General features: G+C 71.7%; 11 protein-coding genes. 4 read left to right on the forward strand and 7 right to left on the reverse strand.

The genetic code is table 11. The features are described 5' to 3' along the window. Window positions 1-42: 42 nt before the first annotated feature. Window positions 43-468 (reverse strand): MarR family winged helix-turn-helix transcriptional regulator, encoded by a 426-nt coding sequence (locus KMS84_RS12600; RefSeq protein ID WP_256916270.1) that lies wholly within the window; start codon window positions 466-468, stop codon window positions 43-45. 330 nt (window positions 469-798) lie between these two features. Between KMS84_RS12600 and KMS84_RS12605 the strand changes: the two genes are divergently transcribed. From KMS84_RS12605 to KMS84_RS12620, 4 genes are read left to right on the forward strand one after another with little or no spacing between them, the layout of a single operon-like run. After that, on the forward strand, window positions 799-1,716 hold the full coding sequence (locus tag KMS84_RS12605) for an SDR family NAD(P)-dependent oxidoreductase (RefSeq protein WP_256916258.1): 918 nt from the start codon (window positions 799-801) through the stop codon (window positions 1,714-1,716). A gap of 59 nt (window positions 1,717-1,775) precedes the next feature. Further along, window positions 1,776-2,651: an amidohydrolase family protein gene (locus KMS84_RS12610; RefSeq protein ID WP_256916271.1), complete on the forward strand. Its 876-nt coding sequence runs from the start codon at window positions 1,776-1,778 to the stop codon at window positions 2,649-2,651. 12 nt (window positions 2,652-2,663) lie between these two features. Further along, entirely contained in the window at window positions 2,664-4,169 is a 1,506-nt protein-coding gene (locus KMS84_RS12615) for an acyl-CoA synthetase (RefSeq protein WP_256916259.1), read from the forward strand. A gap of 25 nt (window positions 4,170-4,194) precedes the next feature. Continuing rightward, window positions 4,195-4,650, forward strand: a complete 456-nt coding sequence (locus KMS84_RS12620) for a MaoC family dehydratase (RefSeq protein ID WP_256916260.1) — start codon at window positions 4,195-4,197, stop codon at window positions 4,648-4,650. Between the two features lie 118 nt (window positions 4,651-4,768). Here KMS84_RS12620 and KMS84_RS12625 read toward each other — a convergent pair whose 3' ends face one another. The 6 genes from KMS84_RS12625 to KMS84_RS12650 are packed head-to-tail and all read right to left on the reverse strand — an operon-like array spanning window position 4,769 to window position 14,426. Continuing rightward, window positions 4,769-6,436 carry a PHP domain-containing protein gene (locus KMS84_RS12625; protein ID WP_256916261.1) on the reverse strand — a complete coding sequence of 556 codons (1,668 nt, stop codon included), beginning with the start codon at window positions 6,434-6,436 and terminating at the stop codon, window positions 4,769-4,771. After that, window positions 6,433-8,310: a LamG-like jellyroll fold domain-containing protein gene (locus tag KMS84_RS12630; protein ID WP_256916262.1), complete on the reverse strand. Its 1,878-nt coding sequence runs from the start codon at window positions 8,308-8,310 to the stop codon at window positions 6,433-6,435. Before KMS84_RS12630 ends, KMS84_RS12625 begins: the two co-directional genes overlap by 4 nt. A 40-nt stretch (window positions 8,311-8,350) precedes the next feature. Continuing rightward, the gene (locus tag KMS84_RS12635; protein ID WP_256916263.1) at window positions 8,351-11,296 is read right to left on the reverse strand and encodes a glycoside hydrolase family 2 TIM barrel-domain containing protein; all 2,946 of its coding nucleotides are present in this window, start codon (window positions 11,294-11,296) and stop codon (window positions 8,351-8,353) included. Beyond that, window positions 11,293-12,162, reverse strand: coding sequence for a carbohydrate ABC transporter permease (locus tag KMS84_RS12640; RefSeq protein WP_256916264.1), 870 nt, complete (start codon window positions 12,160-12,162; stop codon window positions 11,293-11,295). Before KMS84_RS12640 ends, KMS84_RS12635 begins: the two co-directional genes overlap by 4 nt. A 15-nt stretch (window positions 12,163-12,177) precedes the next feature. After that, the gene (locus KMS84_RS12645; RefSeq protein ID WP_256916265.1) at window positions 12,178-13,140 is read right to left on the reverse strand and encodes a carbohydrate ABC transporter permease; all 963 of its coding nucleotides are present in this window, start codon (window positions 13,138-13,140) and stop codon (window positions 12,178-12,180) included. Beyond that, the gene (locus KMS84_RS12650; protein WP_256916266.1) at window positions 13,140-14,426 is read right to left on the reverse strand and encodes an ABC transporter substrate-binding protein; all 1,287 of its coding nucleotides are present in this window, start codon (window positions 14,424-14,426) and stop codon (window positions 13,140-13,142) included. The genes KMS84_RS12645 and KMS84_RS12650 overlap by 1 nt, the downstream gene beginning before the upstream one ends. Between the last annotated feature and the right edge of the window lie 84 nt (window positions 14,427-14,510).

Below are 14,510 nucleotides of genomic sequence, written 5' to 3' on the forward strand. Positions count from 1 at the left end.
CCTCGGGCCCGTCCGCCGGGCCGGTCCGTCCCCGGCACGGCGTCAGGCCAGTCCGTCCCCGGCGATCCGCAGCAGCAACGCGTGCAGCGTCTCGCGCTCGGCGGGGTCCAGGGGGTCGAGCAGCTCGTTGGTCACCCGCAGCCCCGCCTGGTCGGTGCCGCGCAGGAACGCGCGGCCCCGCTCCGTGAGGACGACGATCCGGCTGCGCCGGTCGTCCGGCGCGGGCCGTCGTTCGGCGAAGCCCTGCTTCTCCAGGTCGTCGACCAGGCCGACGATCGCGCTGGGGTCGTAGCCGAGCCGGGCGCTGAGCTCGCGCTGGAGCGCCCCCTCGCAGGTGGCGAGAAAGCGCAGCACCGCGTAGTGGCGCAGCCGCAGCCCCGACTCCTGGAGGAAGGTGTTGAACAACTGCCCCGAGCGCAGCCCCAGGCGGTAGAGCAGGTAGCCCGTGTCCGCGTGCAGTTCGCGCATCCACGGCTCGTCGGCGTCGATCGGGGCGGCGTTCACGGCGTTGTCCTGTCGGGCGATGGCGGGCTCCCTGGGCCGGGTCCCCGGGTGGGGGCGGTTCTCGTACAGGGTGCAGCATCGCGCACCCGAAGGTGGACCACAACTATTGACGACAACAATTATTGCTCTTAGCTTCGATCTCGACGCCGCTCCTCCGGCGCCGCGGCGTCGCACCCCCGTGACGCCTCACGAGAGGTGCCACGGCACAGCTCCCGCCACGGCACAGCTCCCGTGGCACCCCACGGGGCACCTCCCGTGAGACCTCCCGTGACACCCATGTGAAGGGACACCGACGTGCCCAGCATCGATCTCACCGGCAAGGTGGCCGTCGTCACCGGCAGCGGCCGGGGCCTCGGCCTCGCCTACGCCCATGCCCTGGCCGCCCACGGCGCCGCCGTGGTCGTCAACGACGTCGACGAGAGCGTGGCCGAGCAGGCCGTGAAGTCCCTCGTCGAGGCCGGCGGCCGGGCCGTCGCCGAGGTGGTCCCGGTCGGCACGGCCGAGGCGGCCGAGCGGCTGGTGGACCGGGCCGTGCGCGAGTTCGGCCGGCTCGACGTCCTGGTCGCCAACGCGGGCATCCTGCGGGACAAGGTGCTGTGGAAGATGACCGACGACGACTTCGACGCGGTGATCGCCACCCACCTCAGGGGAACCTTCACCTGCGCCCGCGCCGCCGCCGTGCGGATGCGCGAGCAGGGCGAGGGCGGCACGCTGATCCTCGTCGGCTCGCCCGCCGGCCAGCGAGGCAACTTCGGACAGACGAACTACGCGGCCGCCAAGGCGGGCATCGCCGCCTTCGCCCGCACCTGGTCGATGGAGCTGGGGCGCGCGGGCATCACCGTCAACGCGATCGTCCCGGTGGCCGCCACCGCGATGACCGAGACGATCCCCGCCTTCGCCCCGTACGTCGAGGCGCTGAGGGACGGCGTGCCGTTCCCGGACTTCCTGCGCAAGGGCGAGGGCTTCGGCACGCCCGAGGACTGCGCGGCCCTGGTGCCCTTCCTGGCCTCCGAGGCGGCCCGGGGCGTCACCGGCCAGGCCATCGGCATCGGCGGCGACAAGGTGGCACTCTGGTCGCATCCGCAGGAGATCCGCGCGGCCTACGCCGACGGCGGCTGGACGCCGGAGACCCTGGCCGACGTCTTCCCCGCCTCGGTCGGCGCCGAGCTCCAGACGGTCGGCATCCCGGCCCCCTCGTTCCCGGAGGCGTGATGGACCCCGCCACGACCCCTGCCACGCCCCCCGCCGGCGCCCCTTCCCCGGCCTCGCCGATGAACGTCGCCGAACTGGTCGCCATCGACGTGCACACCCACGCGGAGGTGTCCTCCCGGGGGCACTCCTCGCTGGACGACGACCTGCACGCCGCCTCCGCCGCCTATTTCAAGGTCGAGGGGAAGCGGAAGCCCACCATCGAGGAGACGGCCCGGTACTACCGGGAACGCCGGATGGCCGCCGTGATCTTCACGGTGGACGCCGAGTCCGCGACCGGCACCGCGCCGGTGCCCAACGAGGAGGTCGCCGAGGCGGCGGCCGCCAACGCCGACGTCCTCATCCCCTTCGCCTCCATCGACCCCTTCCGGGGCAGGGCCGGTGTCCGGCAGGCCCGCCGTCTGATCGAGGAGTACGGGGTCAAGGGCTTCAAGTTCCACCCCAGCATCCAGGGCTTCTTCCCCGACGACCGCTCGGTCGCGTACTGCCTGTACGAGGTGATCGAGGAGGCGGGCGCCGTCGCCCTGTTCCACACCGGCCAGACAGGCATCGGCGCGGGCGTCCCGGGCGGCGGCGGCATCAGGCTCAAGTACTCCAACCCGCTGCACGTGGACGACGTCGCCGCCGACTTCCCGCACCTCAAGATCATCCTGGCGCATCCCTCGTTCCCCTGGCAGGACGAGGCCCTCGCCGTCGCCACGCACAAGCCGGGCGTGCACATCGACCTGTCCGGCTGGTCGCCGAAGTACTTCCCGCCGCAGCTCGTGCAGTACGCGAACACGCTGCTCAAGGACAAGGTCCTGTTCGGCTCCGACTTCCCCGTCCTCACCCCCGACCGCTGGCTCGCCGACTTCGACAAGCTGACGATCAAGGACGAGGTCAGGCCGAAGATCCTCAAGGAGAACGCCGCCCGGCTGCTCGGGCTGACCACACCGTAAGGGGCGTGGAAGATGCGCAACGAGGGACTGGGGTCCTGGCCCGCGCGCCGGGCCCGCAAGACCCCGCACCGCACGGCCCTGGTCCACGGTGAACAGGCGACGGACTACCGCACGCTGTACGCCCGCACCACGCGTCTCGCGCACGCCCTGCGCGAGCGGGGCGTCCGGCGCGGCGACCGCATCGCCTACCTCGGCCCCAACCATCCCGCCTACCTGGAGACCCTGTTCGCCGCCGGCACGCTCGGCGCGGTGTTCGTCCCGCTCAACACCCGCCTCGCCGGCCCCGAGATCGCCTACCAGCTCGCCGACTCCGGAGCCAAGGCCCTCGTCTACGGACCCTCCCACGCGGGCCTGGTCGCCGGACTCCCCGGGAACACGGACGTCCGGACGTATGTCGAGGTCGGCGCCGAGTACGAGGAGGCGCTCGACGCGGCCTCCGACGAGCCCGTCGACACCCCGGTCGGCCCCGACGACACCTGCGTCATCATGTACACCTCGGGAACGACCGGCCGCCCCAAGGGCGCCATGCTCACCCACGGCAACCTGACCTGGAACGCGGTCAACGTACTCGTCGACACCGACCTGATCGCCGACGAACGCGCCCTGGTCTCCGCCCCGTTGTTCCACACGGCCGGCCTGAACATGCTGACGCTGCCGGTGCTCCTCAAGGGCGGCTGCTGCGTCCTGGTCGAGGCCTTCGACCCGGCGGCGACCCTCGACCTGATCGAGCGGCACCGGATCACCTTCATGTTCGGCGTGCCGACGATGTTCGAGCAGGTGGCCCGCCACCCGCGCTGGCCGGACGCCGACCTGTCGTCGCTGCGGATCCTGACCTGCGGCGGCTCCCCGGTCCCGACCCCGCTGATCGCCGCCTACCAGCAACGCGGTCTGACCTTCCTCCAGGGCTACGGCATGACCGAGGCCTCGCCCGGCACGCTGTTCCTGGACGCCGAGCACGCCGTCGCCAAGGCGGGCTCGGCCGGCGTCCCGCACTTCTTCAGCGACGTGCGCGTGCTGCGGCCCGACCTCACCCCGGTGGACGTGGGCGAGACCGGCGAGGTCGTCGTGCGCGGACCGCACGTCATGCCCGGCTACTGGGGGCTGCCCGAGGAGACGGCCGCGTCCTTCGTCGACGGCTGGTTCCGCAGCGGCGACGCGGCCCGGGTCGACGAGGACGGGTACGTGCACATCGTCGACCGGATCAAGGACATGATCATCTCCGGTGGGGAGAACGTCTACCCCGCCGAGATCGAGGACCTGCTGCTCACCCACCCCGACATCGCGGAGTGCGCGGTCATCGGCGTGGCCGACGGCACGTGGGGCGAGGTGCCGCGCGCGGTGGTCGTGCCCCGCGAGGGGGCCACGCTCGATCCGGACGCCGTCCTGGCCTCGCTGGCCGGACGCCTCGCCAAGTACAAGATCCCCAAGTCGGTGGTGGTGGCGGACTCACTTCCGCGCACCGCCTCCGGAAAGCTGCTGAAGTCCCGGGTGCGCTCCCGGTTCGGCTCCGACTCCTGAACGACTCTCCCGTGAGGAACGGCATATGAGCATCACCGTCAACGGCCTCGACGAGCTGAAGAAGCTCGCGGGCGGCGACCTCGGCACGAGCGAGTGGATCGAGGTCACCCAGGAACGCATCGACACGTTCGCCGACGCGACCGGGGACCACCAGTGGATCCACGTGGACCCGCGGAAGGCGGCGGAGGGCCCCTTCGGCGCGCCGATCGCCCACGGCTACCTGACGCTGTCCCTGTTCATCCCGCTGTTCACCGAGCTGCTGGACGTCCAGGGCGTCACCACGAAGGTCAACTACGGCCTGAACAAGGTCCGTTTCCCCGCTCCGGTCAGGGTCGGCTCCCGGATCCGTCTGGTCGCCCGGCTGACCGAGGCCGAGGACGTGCCGGGCGGGGTGCAGATCACCGTCGACGGGACGATCGAGATCGAGGGCGGCGCGAAGCCCGCGGCCGTGCTTCAGAGCCTGTCGCGCTTCTCCGCGTGAGCCGCCCCCGGGCGCCGGGCGCCACGTGCCCGGCCCCCGTCGCGGCCGCGACCGACGACGGGGGCCGCGCGGCCTTCGTGAGCGGTCGCGCGGCCCCCTCGCCCTCGTGAGGGGGCCGTCAGCCGACGACGTCCACGAAGACCGGGTTGGAGTAGAACCAGGTGTCGGCCCACGGGTCGCCGTCGCCCGGCTCGTGCGGGATCGGCCCGTGCGGGTCGACGGACGCGCCGAGGTATCCGGTCCCGTTGCGGTTGCCGTCGCTGCCGCGCAGCCGGACGTAGAACGACTCGTCGCCGACGGCGAGCGGGACGCGCAGGGTGTACGTCCCCCTGCGGCCGCTCACGTCGGTCGAGCGCACGACGCGCGTGTCGGGGGCCCGCCAGGCGTCCCGGTCGGCCACCGGGCCGCGCACCGCGCCCCGGACGACGTCCACGTGCGCCAGCTCGGGCAGGATTCCCTGGGGGTTGGGGCGCGAGGCGGTCGTCACGGTGATGTCGAGGGTGAGCCTCTCGCCCCTTCGCACCCGCAACCGGCCGCCGAGGGTGACCCCGCGCCCGCCGCCGTGCTCGCGCCGCAGCCGGACCTCCAGACCGTCCAGCAGATGCCCGTGGTCCAGCCACACCCGCCCCTCGCGCAGCCCCGTCATCACCGCACGGTAGCCGTAGCGGGTCACGCCCACGTGGGTGCGGCTGAACTGGCCCGGCCAGAAGTCGCTGCCCGGCTGCGGGGTGTCGGTGTTCACCGGGTCCGGCAGCTTTCCGGTGTTGTCGAAGTTCCGCCCGGCCGGCCAGTCGCCGTTCTTCCAGGTGTCGAGGACGGTCCGGTGGTTGTCGGAGTTGGTGGTGATCGAGAACAGCCGGCCCTCGGCCAGCATCGCGTCCCACAGACCGCCTACGGTCGCGGTCGCCCAGTCGAAACCCCCGTAGGTGAGGTAGGCGTCCGCCGGGTAGCCCGCCCAGGACTGGGCCGACGGTTTGTTCTCGTACTCGCCGCGGATGGACGTGGTCCCCCGCAGTCCGGGGAGGGCCGCGCCCTGGGCGCCGGGCGCGCCCTCCATGCCGATCATGATCTCGGGGGCCGCGTCGCGCCAGGCGCGCATCTCGTGCGGCGAGTCGATGCCCAGGCGCAGCGGGTGGTTGGCCAGGACGAGGACGTCGTCGACGTAGCCGGTGCGACGCTGCTCGGCCAGCCACCTGATGGCCTTGACGGCGTGCGCCTCGTTGCGGGCGGTGTCCGCGGCGCCCGCGGCGCCCTCCGTGTAGCCGAGCAGCTTGCCGTCGTAGGCGAGTTCGAACCTGGTGAGCAGGTCGACCTCGTGCGGGCCGGGCGCGGCGAACACCGTGCAGTGCTCGGCGGCCGGGATGTACCACTCCAGGCCCTGGAAGATCAGCTGACGCGGGTTGTCGGCCCGGGCCCTGAGGATCTCCTGGTGCTCCAGTGCGGCGCCGAAGGAGGCGTGCCCGAAGTTGGAGTGCTCGTTGAACACCATCCAGTCCAGTCCGTACCGGGCGGCGGCCCGGGCCTGCTGGGAGAACGTGTACTTCGCGTCGTGGCTGTACACCGAGTGCACGTGGTGGTCGCCGACGAGATAGGCCAGACGCGGGTCCTCGCCGCCGTGACCTCCGCCGGCGGCCGCGGCGGCCGGGGCGGCCGCACCGCCCAGCGCGAACGCCGCCCCGAACAGGCCCGCGCGTCGCATGAGGTGACGCCTCGAGACGCCCTGGGCGTCGAGGTCGGCGGGGGACACCGCCGGATCGGCCCAGACGGGCAGCTGCTGCTCGGTCATGAGGATCTCCGTGGCGTGGGTCGGTGGTTCATGAAGGACGACACGGGCAGCGCCCGTTCGACGATGCGCACGTCGCCGAGACGGCCGTGCAGGATCTGGTCGATCCGGCCGCCGTACTCGTAGCCGCCGAGCAGCCACGGCAGCCCGACGGAGGCGATGCCCACGGCCGCCGCCCGCGGGTTGCGCACGACCGGGCAGCCCTCGACGTAGAGCGTGGTGTGCCGGCCGTCGTTGACGACCGCGAGGTGCCGCCAGGTCTCCAGGGGCGTCTCCTGGCCCCAGTTGGTGGCGATGCCCTGCTGGTTCAGCGGCCGCATCGCCCACTGGGGTTCGCGGTCGTCGGACAGGGAGAGCGTGGCGAGCGGTTCGTCCGGGTCGCCGCCGGTCCTGCCCGCGGCCCCGCCCGTGCCGGTGCGGCCGACCAGCCCCGACCAGGCGTGGTGTGCGGGATCCCAGTCGGCCGGGAGGCGGAAGAACGCCTCGATCGTGTAACCGTTCCTGAAGGTGGCGGAGTTCAGCGGAGCCTTGTCGACCGTGCGCAGGTAGGCGCCTCTCAGCGGCGGCCTGGAGCCCCGGAACTCCAGGCTGCCGTGCCCGGGCTGGTCGGGGTGATGGTCGGACGACCAGGTCAGCGTCCCGCCGCCCACGGCGACGACGGTGAGGTCGTTGCCGTGCCCGGACAGGTCCCGCACGGTGCCCGTGACCGCCGCGCCGTCGCCGTGGCCGTCGAAGCGCCAGTAGGCGGCCGTGTCGCGCACCAGGACCTTCGCGGCGGGGCGCGCAGGACGCGCGGGCACCGGGTCGAAGCCGGCGAAGCGGGCGGCGAAGTCCACCTCGACGCTGAACCGGTCCGCGTCGCCGCTCAGTTCGCTCTCCTGGCGCTCCAGCTCGTTGAGTCCCTCGGCGGCCCGGCCGAGGATCCACGGGGAGACCGTCTCGACGTCGATGACGCCGCGGTCGAGGTCGAAGCGGTACAGCCGGATCATCGCGGCGCCGCCGAAGTAGCGGTTCTGGTAGTTCGTCAGGTGCAGGTGGACGTCGTGCCCGGCCGCGTTCCTGCGCGTCGCCCGGCCCGCGGGCCAGTAGTGGCCGTTGAGGGTGAGGAAGATCTGGTCGTGGTCCGCGATCAGCCGGTCCCACAGCTGCTGTCCGTACGCCGAGAGGGAGTCGTCCTCGGCGACCAGCTCGTGGGTGGTCAGGACCACGGGGGTCCTCGGGTGCCGGGCCAGGACGTCGGCGGCCCACGCGTACCCCTGGTCCGACAGCCGCCAGTCCAGCGCCAGCACCATCCACTCCCGCCCGGCCGCCCGGAACAGGTGGAAGGTGTTGTAGCCGTCGGGGGAGGCCCCGCCGAACGTGGACCTGCCGTGGAAGCGCCGCGGGCCGAACACGTCCAGGTAGGGGGTCGGGCCCCGCTGGTCGGTCGTCGAGGATCTCACGTCGTGGTTGCCGGCCAGGACGCTGTAGCCGACCCCGCGCCGGTCGAGGAGCTCGAACGCCTCGCCGACGGCGTCCACTTCGTCCTTCTCGCCGTTCTGGGTGAGGTCGCCCAGGTGGGACAGGAAGACGATGTTCTCGTCCCGGCCGTGTTGCAGCAGGTAGCGCAGGGACGCCTCGACGGGCGCCGCGTCGATGCTCGGCCCGTCGAAGAGGTACTGCGTGTCGGGCATGACGGCGAGCGTGAAGCGGCGGCTGTCGGGGTCGGGACGCCAGGGGGCGTGGGCCGCGGACCCGGCGGCGGCCTCGGCGCCGCCGGGCAGCGCCAGGCCGGTCGTGGCGGCGGCCCCGAGCAGGGCGGTCGCCCGCAGGAAGCCGCGTCTTGCGGCGCCGGCCCGGGCGGCCTCGCCCTGATCGTGGGCATGCGAAGTACACACGTGTTGCTCCGTTGCGAAGTCCGTTGCCGGAGGGAGAGGTTCACAGCACGCGCAGGGTCCAGCTCCAGCGGTGGACGCCCGGTGCGACGAGATAGGAGGGGAAGGTGTCGGGGCCGCACGACGCCGTGCCGAGGCCGCGGTGCGCCGCGTCCAGGTGCACGACGCAGCCGGCGCGGGGGACCAGCTCGTCGTGGTGGGCGACCGCGGTCAGGTCCTCGGCGCGGAAGCGCGTGACGCAGACCTGGCGCGGCTCGTCCAGTGTGACGGTCAGCCCCGTGGCGTCCGGCGCCGAGAGCGTGAAGCGCCGCACGCCGTGCCGGCCGCCGCTCTCCTGGGGACGCAGGTACGGGGTGAACAACTCGTCGACGGGCAGCCGGTGGTGGCCCACCGGCGCGCCGCCGCTGCGGTCCGGGTAGGACTCCCAGGGGCCCTGGCCGAACCACTCCAGCAGGTCGAGGCCCGCGACCGTCTCGAAGACCGTGCCGACGCGTGCGACGTCGTCGAACTCCTCCGGCAGCTCCGCCTGTTCGTCGACGCGCACCCCGCCCTCGACCGGGGTGAACACCTGCCGGTGGCGGACGACGCCCGCGGCGCCGGCGTACTCGGAGAGCACGGTGACCCCGTCGCCCTCCTGGCGGACCGAGAGCAGCTTGCGCACGAGGGCGTCCAGGCCCCACGTCCGCCAGCGCAGCGCCATGCCGCCCAGCTCGTCGTTGTCGGTGGGCGCCCGCCACAGCGACAGCGTGGGCGAGGCGGTCAGCAGCGGATGGACGAGGAGCCCCTCCGCGTCGACCTCGACGCGGCCGCCGACCGCCGGGGCCGCGACCGGTTCGGCCGCCCGCAGACGCACCTGCGGCGCGCAGATCTGCGTTCCGCGCGGCGCCCACGGCAGGTCCTGCGCCGTCGTCACCCGTAGCGTCAGCCAGGCCTCGCCGCCGTCCGCGGGCAGCTCGAACGGCAGCGGCACCACGGCCGTCTCGCCCGGCCTCAGGTCGGGCAGGTCGGCCGCCGCGGTGAGCGTCCCGCCGTGGGCGAGCGACAGCTCCCACTCGCCCGCGAGCCACTCCAGGCCGCGGAAGTGCTGGTGGTTGGAGAGGACCAGCCCCTCGTGCCGGAAGCCCTGTAGGCGCAGCGGCGCGGCGAGTTCGCGGTGCTCGTGCATCACCGGCTTCACGGTGCGGTCCGGCAGGACCACGCCGTCCGCGATGAACGCGCCGTCGTGGTCCTTCTCGCCGAAGTCGCCGCCGTAGGCCCAGCGGTAGCCGGGTGCGGTGACACCGTTGTCGTAGAGCCCGGCGCCCCCACGCCCGACCGGTCTTGCGTCGTTCACGGACTGAAGGATTCCGTGGTCCCAGAACTCCCAGATGAACCCGCCCTGAAGACCCGGGGTGGCCTCGATGGCGGCCCAGTGGTCGGCCAGCGTGCCGTTGCTGTTGCCCATCGCGTGGGAGTACTCGCACTGGATGAGCGGCTTGGTCTGCTCCCCGGACAGGGCGTGCGCCACGCAGTCCTCCAGCGGCGCGTACATGGGGCAGGCGATGTCGGAGGCGACGTGCGGGTCCGCCCAGCCGCGCTTGGCCGCCCCCTCGTACTGCAGCGGCCGGGTCGGGTCGTGCCGGCGCACCCAGCCCGCGGCCGCGTCGTGGTGGGCGCCGTAGTCGGACTCGTTGCCCAGCGACCAGACGATGACCGACGGGTGGTTCTTGTCCCGCAGCACCATCCGCGAGACCCGGTCGACGAAGGCGTGGAGATAGCGCGGGTCGTCGGCGATCTCGTGGGCGTGGTCGTGGGACTCGATGTCCGCCTCGTCGACGACGTAGAGGCCGAGCTCGTCGGCGAGGTCGTACAGCGCCGGGTCGTTGGGGTAGTGGGCGGTGCGGATCGCGTTGAACCCGAATCGCTTCAGCAGCACCAGGTCGGCGCGCATGTCCTCGGGCGTCACGGTCCGGCCGGTGAGGGGGTGGAAGTCGTGCCGGTTGACTCCCCGGATGAAGATCCGCTCGCCGTTGACCAGCAGGTCCCGGCCGACGATCGTCACGTCGCGGAAGCCGACGCGGTGGCGCGAGACGTCGGCGACCGAGCCGTCGGCCCGGTGCAGGCGCACCGTCAGCCCGTACAGCTCCGGCGTCTCCGCCGTCCAGGGGCGCACCTCGGGAAGGCGCGCGTGCAGGCGGGCCTCGCCCAGAAAGGCGGAGACGCGTTCGTCCTGCGCGTTGGCCAGGTCGAACGCGGCGTCCTGCGCGAGCGCCGGGACGTCCGGCTCGTCCAGTTCCCCGGTGACGTACCACCCCTCGGGCAGGGCTCCGCGCGCGTCCCGCACCCGGCAGTCGACCCGCAGGTCGCCCTGGGCCGACGCCCGCACGCTCACGTCGGCCAGGTGCAGCGGGTCGGTGGCGTACAGCAGCACCGAGCGGGTGATCCCGCCGTGCCACCAGTGGTCCTGGTCCTCGATGTGCGAGGCGTCCGACCACTTGACGACCGTCAGCCGCACGACGGAGCTCCGCCCCGGGCGCACCACGTCGGAGAGGTCGAACTCGGCCGCCAGATGGGAGTCCTTGGAGACGCCGACGGGCCGCCCGTCGACGTGCACCAGCAGCACGCTCTCCGCGGCGCCGACCTGGAGCACGATCCGGCGCCCGGCCCAGTCGGCGGGGACGTCGATCTCCCGCTCGTACACACCCGTGGGATTCGCCTCGGGCGACAGCGGCGGGATCTGCGGGAACGGCATCCGGATGTTCAGGTACTGCGGCAGGTCGGCGGCGCCCTCGGCGGTCCGCACCGACTGCATGGTCCACACGCCGGGCACGACCGTCGAGGACCAGGCACCGCCGACCGGCGCGTCCGGAGCGGGCAGCAACTGGAAACGCCAGTCGCCGTCCAGGGAGTGTGCTCCGGTGCGCCGGTCGACGGCGTTCATGGGCAGCCGTCCCCAGGAGGTCACCTCGGGCGAGGTCCAGGGGCGCAGCGCCAGCAGCGGGTCGCTCACTTGATCGCTCCCTTGGCGAGGTCGCCGATGATCTGGCGGGCGCCGATCGCGAACACGATCAGCAGGGGGACGAGGGCGAGCAGTGCGCCGGTCATGACCATTCCGTAGTCGGTGGTGCCGTGGGTTCCGTTGAGCTGGGACAGGGCGACCTGGAGGGTCACGTTGTCCGGGTCGGTGAGGGCGATCAGGGGCCAGGCGTAGTCGTTCCACTGGCCCATGAAGGTGAAGATGCCGAGGAAGGCCAGGCCCGGCCGGACGACGGGCAGGGCCACGTGCCAGTACTGGCGCAGGAAGTGCGCGCCGTCGATGCGCGAGGCGTCCAGCAGTTCGTCGTGGATCGCGCCCTTCATGTACTGGCGCATCCAGAAGATGCCGAACGCGTTGGCGGCCGCCGGCACGATCAGCGCCGTCATGGAGCCGATCCAGCCGAGCTTGGCCATGATGACGAACTGGGGGATCGCCTGGAGCTGCGCCGGGACCATGAAGATGAACATGAGCAGCACGAACAGCACGCGCTTGCCCGGGAACGCGAACTTGGCGAAGACGAACGCCGCCAGCGAGTCGAAGAACAGGACCAGGAAGGTCACCGACCCCGCGACGAGCAGCGAGTTGAGCATCGAGCCGAAGAAGTCGACGGTGTCGAAGAGGCTGCGCACGTTCTCCAGGAAGTGCGTTCCCGGCAGCAGCTTGGGCGGGTAGGAGAAGATCTCCGACGTGGTGTGCGTCGACATGATGACGGCCCAGTAGAACGGGAAGGCCGAGAGCAGGACGCCGAGCACGAGGACGGCGTGCAGCGCGATCCCCCTGCGGCGCGAGCCGTCGATCCCGCGGGTGCGCCGGAGCCGTGTTCCTTGGATGGATGCCATGGTGGGCGGGCCTCCCTAGTCTTCGCCCCGGCGCTGCACCAGCCGCCAGTTGATGATCGAGAAGAGGACGACGACGAGGAAGATGCCCCACGCCACGGCGGCGCCGTAGCCGAAGTCGTTGTTGTCGAAGGTCTGCTGGAAGAAGTAGAGGACCATCGTCCGGCCGGCGTGGCCCGGACCGCCCGAGAACGTCGAGTCGTTGGAGGTGTTCTGGAGGAGCACCTGGGGCTCGGAGAAGCTCTGGAGTCCGGTGATCGTCGACACGACGAGCACGAACAGCACCACCGGGCGCAGCATCGGCAGGGTCACCCGGAAGAAGGTCTGCACCGGGCCCGCGCCGTCCATCCGCGCCGCCTCGTACAGTTCGCCGGGCACGGTCTGCAGCCCCGCGAGGAAGATGATCGCGTTGTAGCCGGTCCACTGCCAGGTCATCAGGGTCGCGATGGCGATCTTGATGCCCCAGGGCGTGTTCAGCCAGGCGATCTGGTCGAAGCCGATCGCCTGGAGGAAGGCGTTCACGAGACCGAAGTTGGTCGAGAAGACCGAGCCGAAGATGATCGCGATCGCCACGATCGAGGTGACGTTGGGCAGGAAGTAGGCGAACCGGTAGAAGTTCTTGAACCGGACCGCCGAGTTGAGCATCACGGCCGTCACCATCGCCAGGAAGATCATGGGGAAGGTGGCCAGCGCCCAGATGACGATCGTCGTCCCGATCGAGGTCCAGAAGTCGGAGTCGCCGAGCAGGTACTGGTACTGCGACAGGCCCGCCCACTCCATCGGCCCGAGGCCGTCCCAGCGGTGGAAGGAGAGGTAGAGCGAGAAGCCGACGGGGATCAGCCCGAAACAGAGGAAGAGCAGGTAGAAGGGGGAGATCGCGGCGTACAGGTGCCAGTGCTTGCGCCAGCCGCTTTGGGGCCGGGCGACGGGTGTCTCCGCCAGGGCCGCCGGGGGCTTCTCCAGTGCGGGGAGGGTGGCCATCAGTAGCTCACCCCCAGGTGCTTCGCGATGCGGCGGCAGGTCCTCATGGCGTCTCTCCAGGCGTGCTGCGGGTCCTTGCCGAGGACGCCGACGTTCTTGATCTCGTCCTTGAGGGGCTGCCCCAGCGCCACGTCGAACGGGCTGTTGTAGGCGACCACGATCTTGCGCGCGGCGGGCCCGAAGACGTCCATGGTCACCTGCCCGCCGAAGAAGGGGTCGGGTTCACGGACCTGCTTGAGGCCGTAGGAGGCGGGGGTGGAGGGGAAGAGCCCCGCGTCGACGAAGCCCTGCGCCTGGTTGTCCGCGTCGAGCATCCAGGTGATGATCCGGAAGGCCTGCTCGGGTTCGCGGCACTCCTTGGTGATCGACAGGAACGAGCCGCCGTTGTTGGCGGGCCGCACCGGCATGTCGGCCACCCGCCACCGGCCCTTGGTCTTCGGCACGCCGTTCTTGATGTCGCTGGTGGCCCAGGAGGCGTTGAGCTGGCTGGGGAGCCTGCCGTCCTCGACGGCCGAGAGCTGGTCGGGGGTTCCGCTGACCAGGTTCGAGACGATCTTGCGCCGCTTGGCCTCGACGGCGAGCGCCCAGGCGCGGCGCACGTGCTCCTGGTCGCCGATGAAGTGGCGGTCCTTGTCGACGTAGCGCTTGCCGCCCTGCTGCACCACGTTCTCGAAGACGCTGTTGATGTCCGTCAGCAGCGAGGCGCCCGGGATCCGCTGCCTGAGCCGCTCGCCCGCGGCGAAGAACTTCTCCCAGGTGTCGAGCTCCCTGGAGACGTCCTCGGGCTCGTAGGGCAGGCCGGCCTTCTGGAAGACGGGGTACTGGTAGTAGTGCGCCACGGGGCCGCAGTCGATGGGGAAGCCGATCATCGTGCCGTCGTCGGCGATGCCCTGGTCCCACTTCCAGGGCAGGTAGCCGCTTCGGTAGCGGTCCGCGCCCAGGGTGCGCAGGTCCACGAACTGGTCGGCGTTGGGGAGGTAGGACGCCATGTCCTCGCCCTTGAGCCCCGCGATGTCGGGCACATGCGCGCGGCCCGCCATGGTGGTGATGAGCTTGGACCGGTAGTAGCCGCCGATCTTGACGGCCCGCAGGTCGACCGCGCCGGTGTAGCGGGCCCTGGCGTTCTTGACGACGGTGTCGCCGAGGCCGCCGTCCCAGTACCACAGCACCATGTTCCGGCCGGTGGAGCCGGCCGGTACGGCGCAGCCGGTCGCCAGGCCGCCGAGCGCCGTGGCGGCCGTGCCGGCCAGGCCCGCGCGCAGCAGGCCTCTTCGTGAGAGCCGCACAGCTCCCACCGCCTTTCGGGTCTGTTCGCGTCTTCGCAGACGGTGTGCACTTCGAGGGGGATGCAGGGGTGTCGTGTCGGGGGA

The sequence above is a fragment of the Streptomyces hilarionis genome, assembly GCF_024539675.1.
Classification (GTDB): Bacteria; Actinomycetota; Actinomycetes; order Streptomycetales; family Streptomycetaceae; genus Streptomyces; species Streptomyces hilarionis.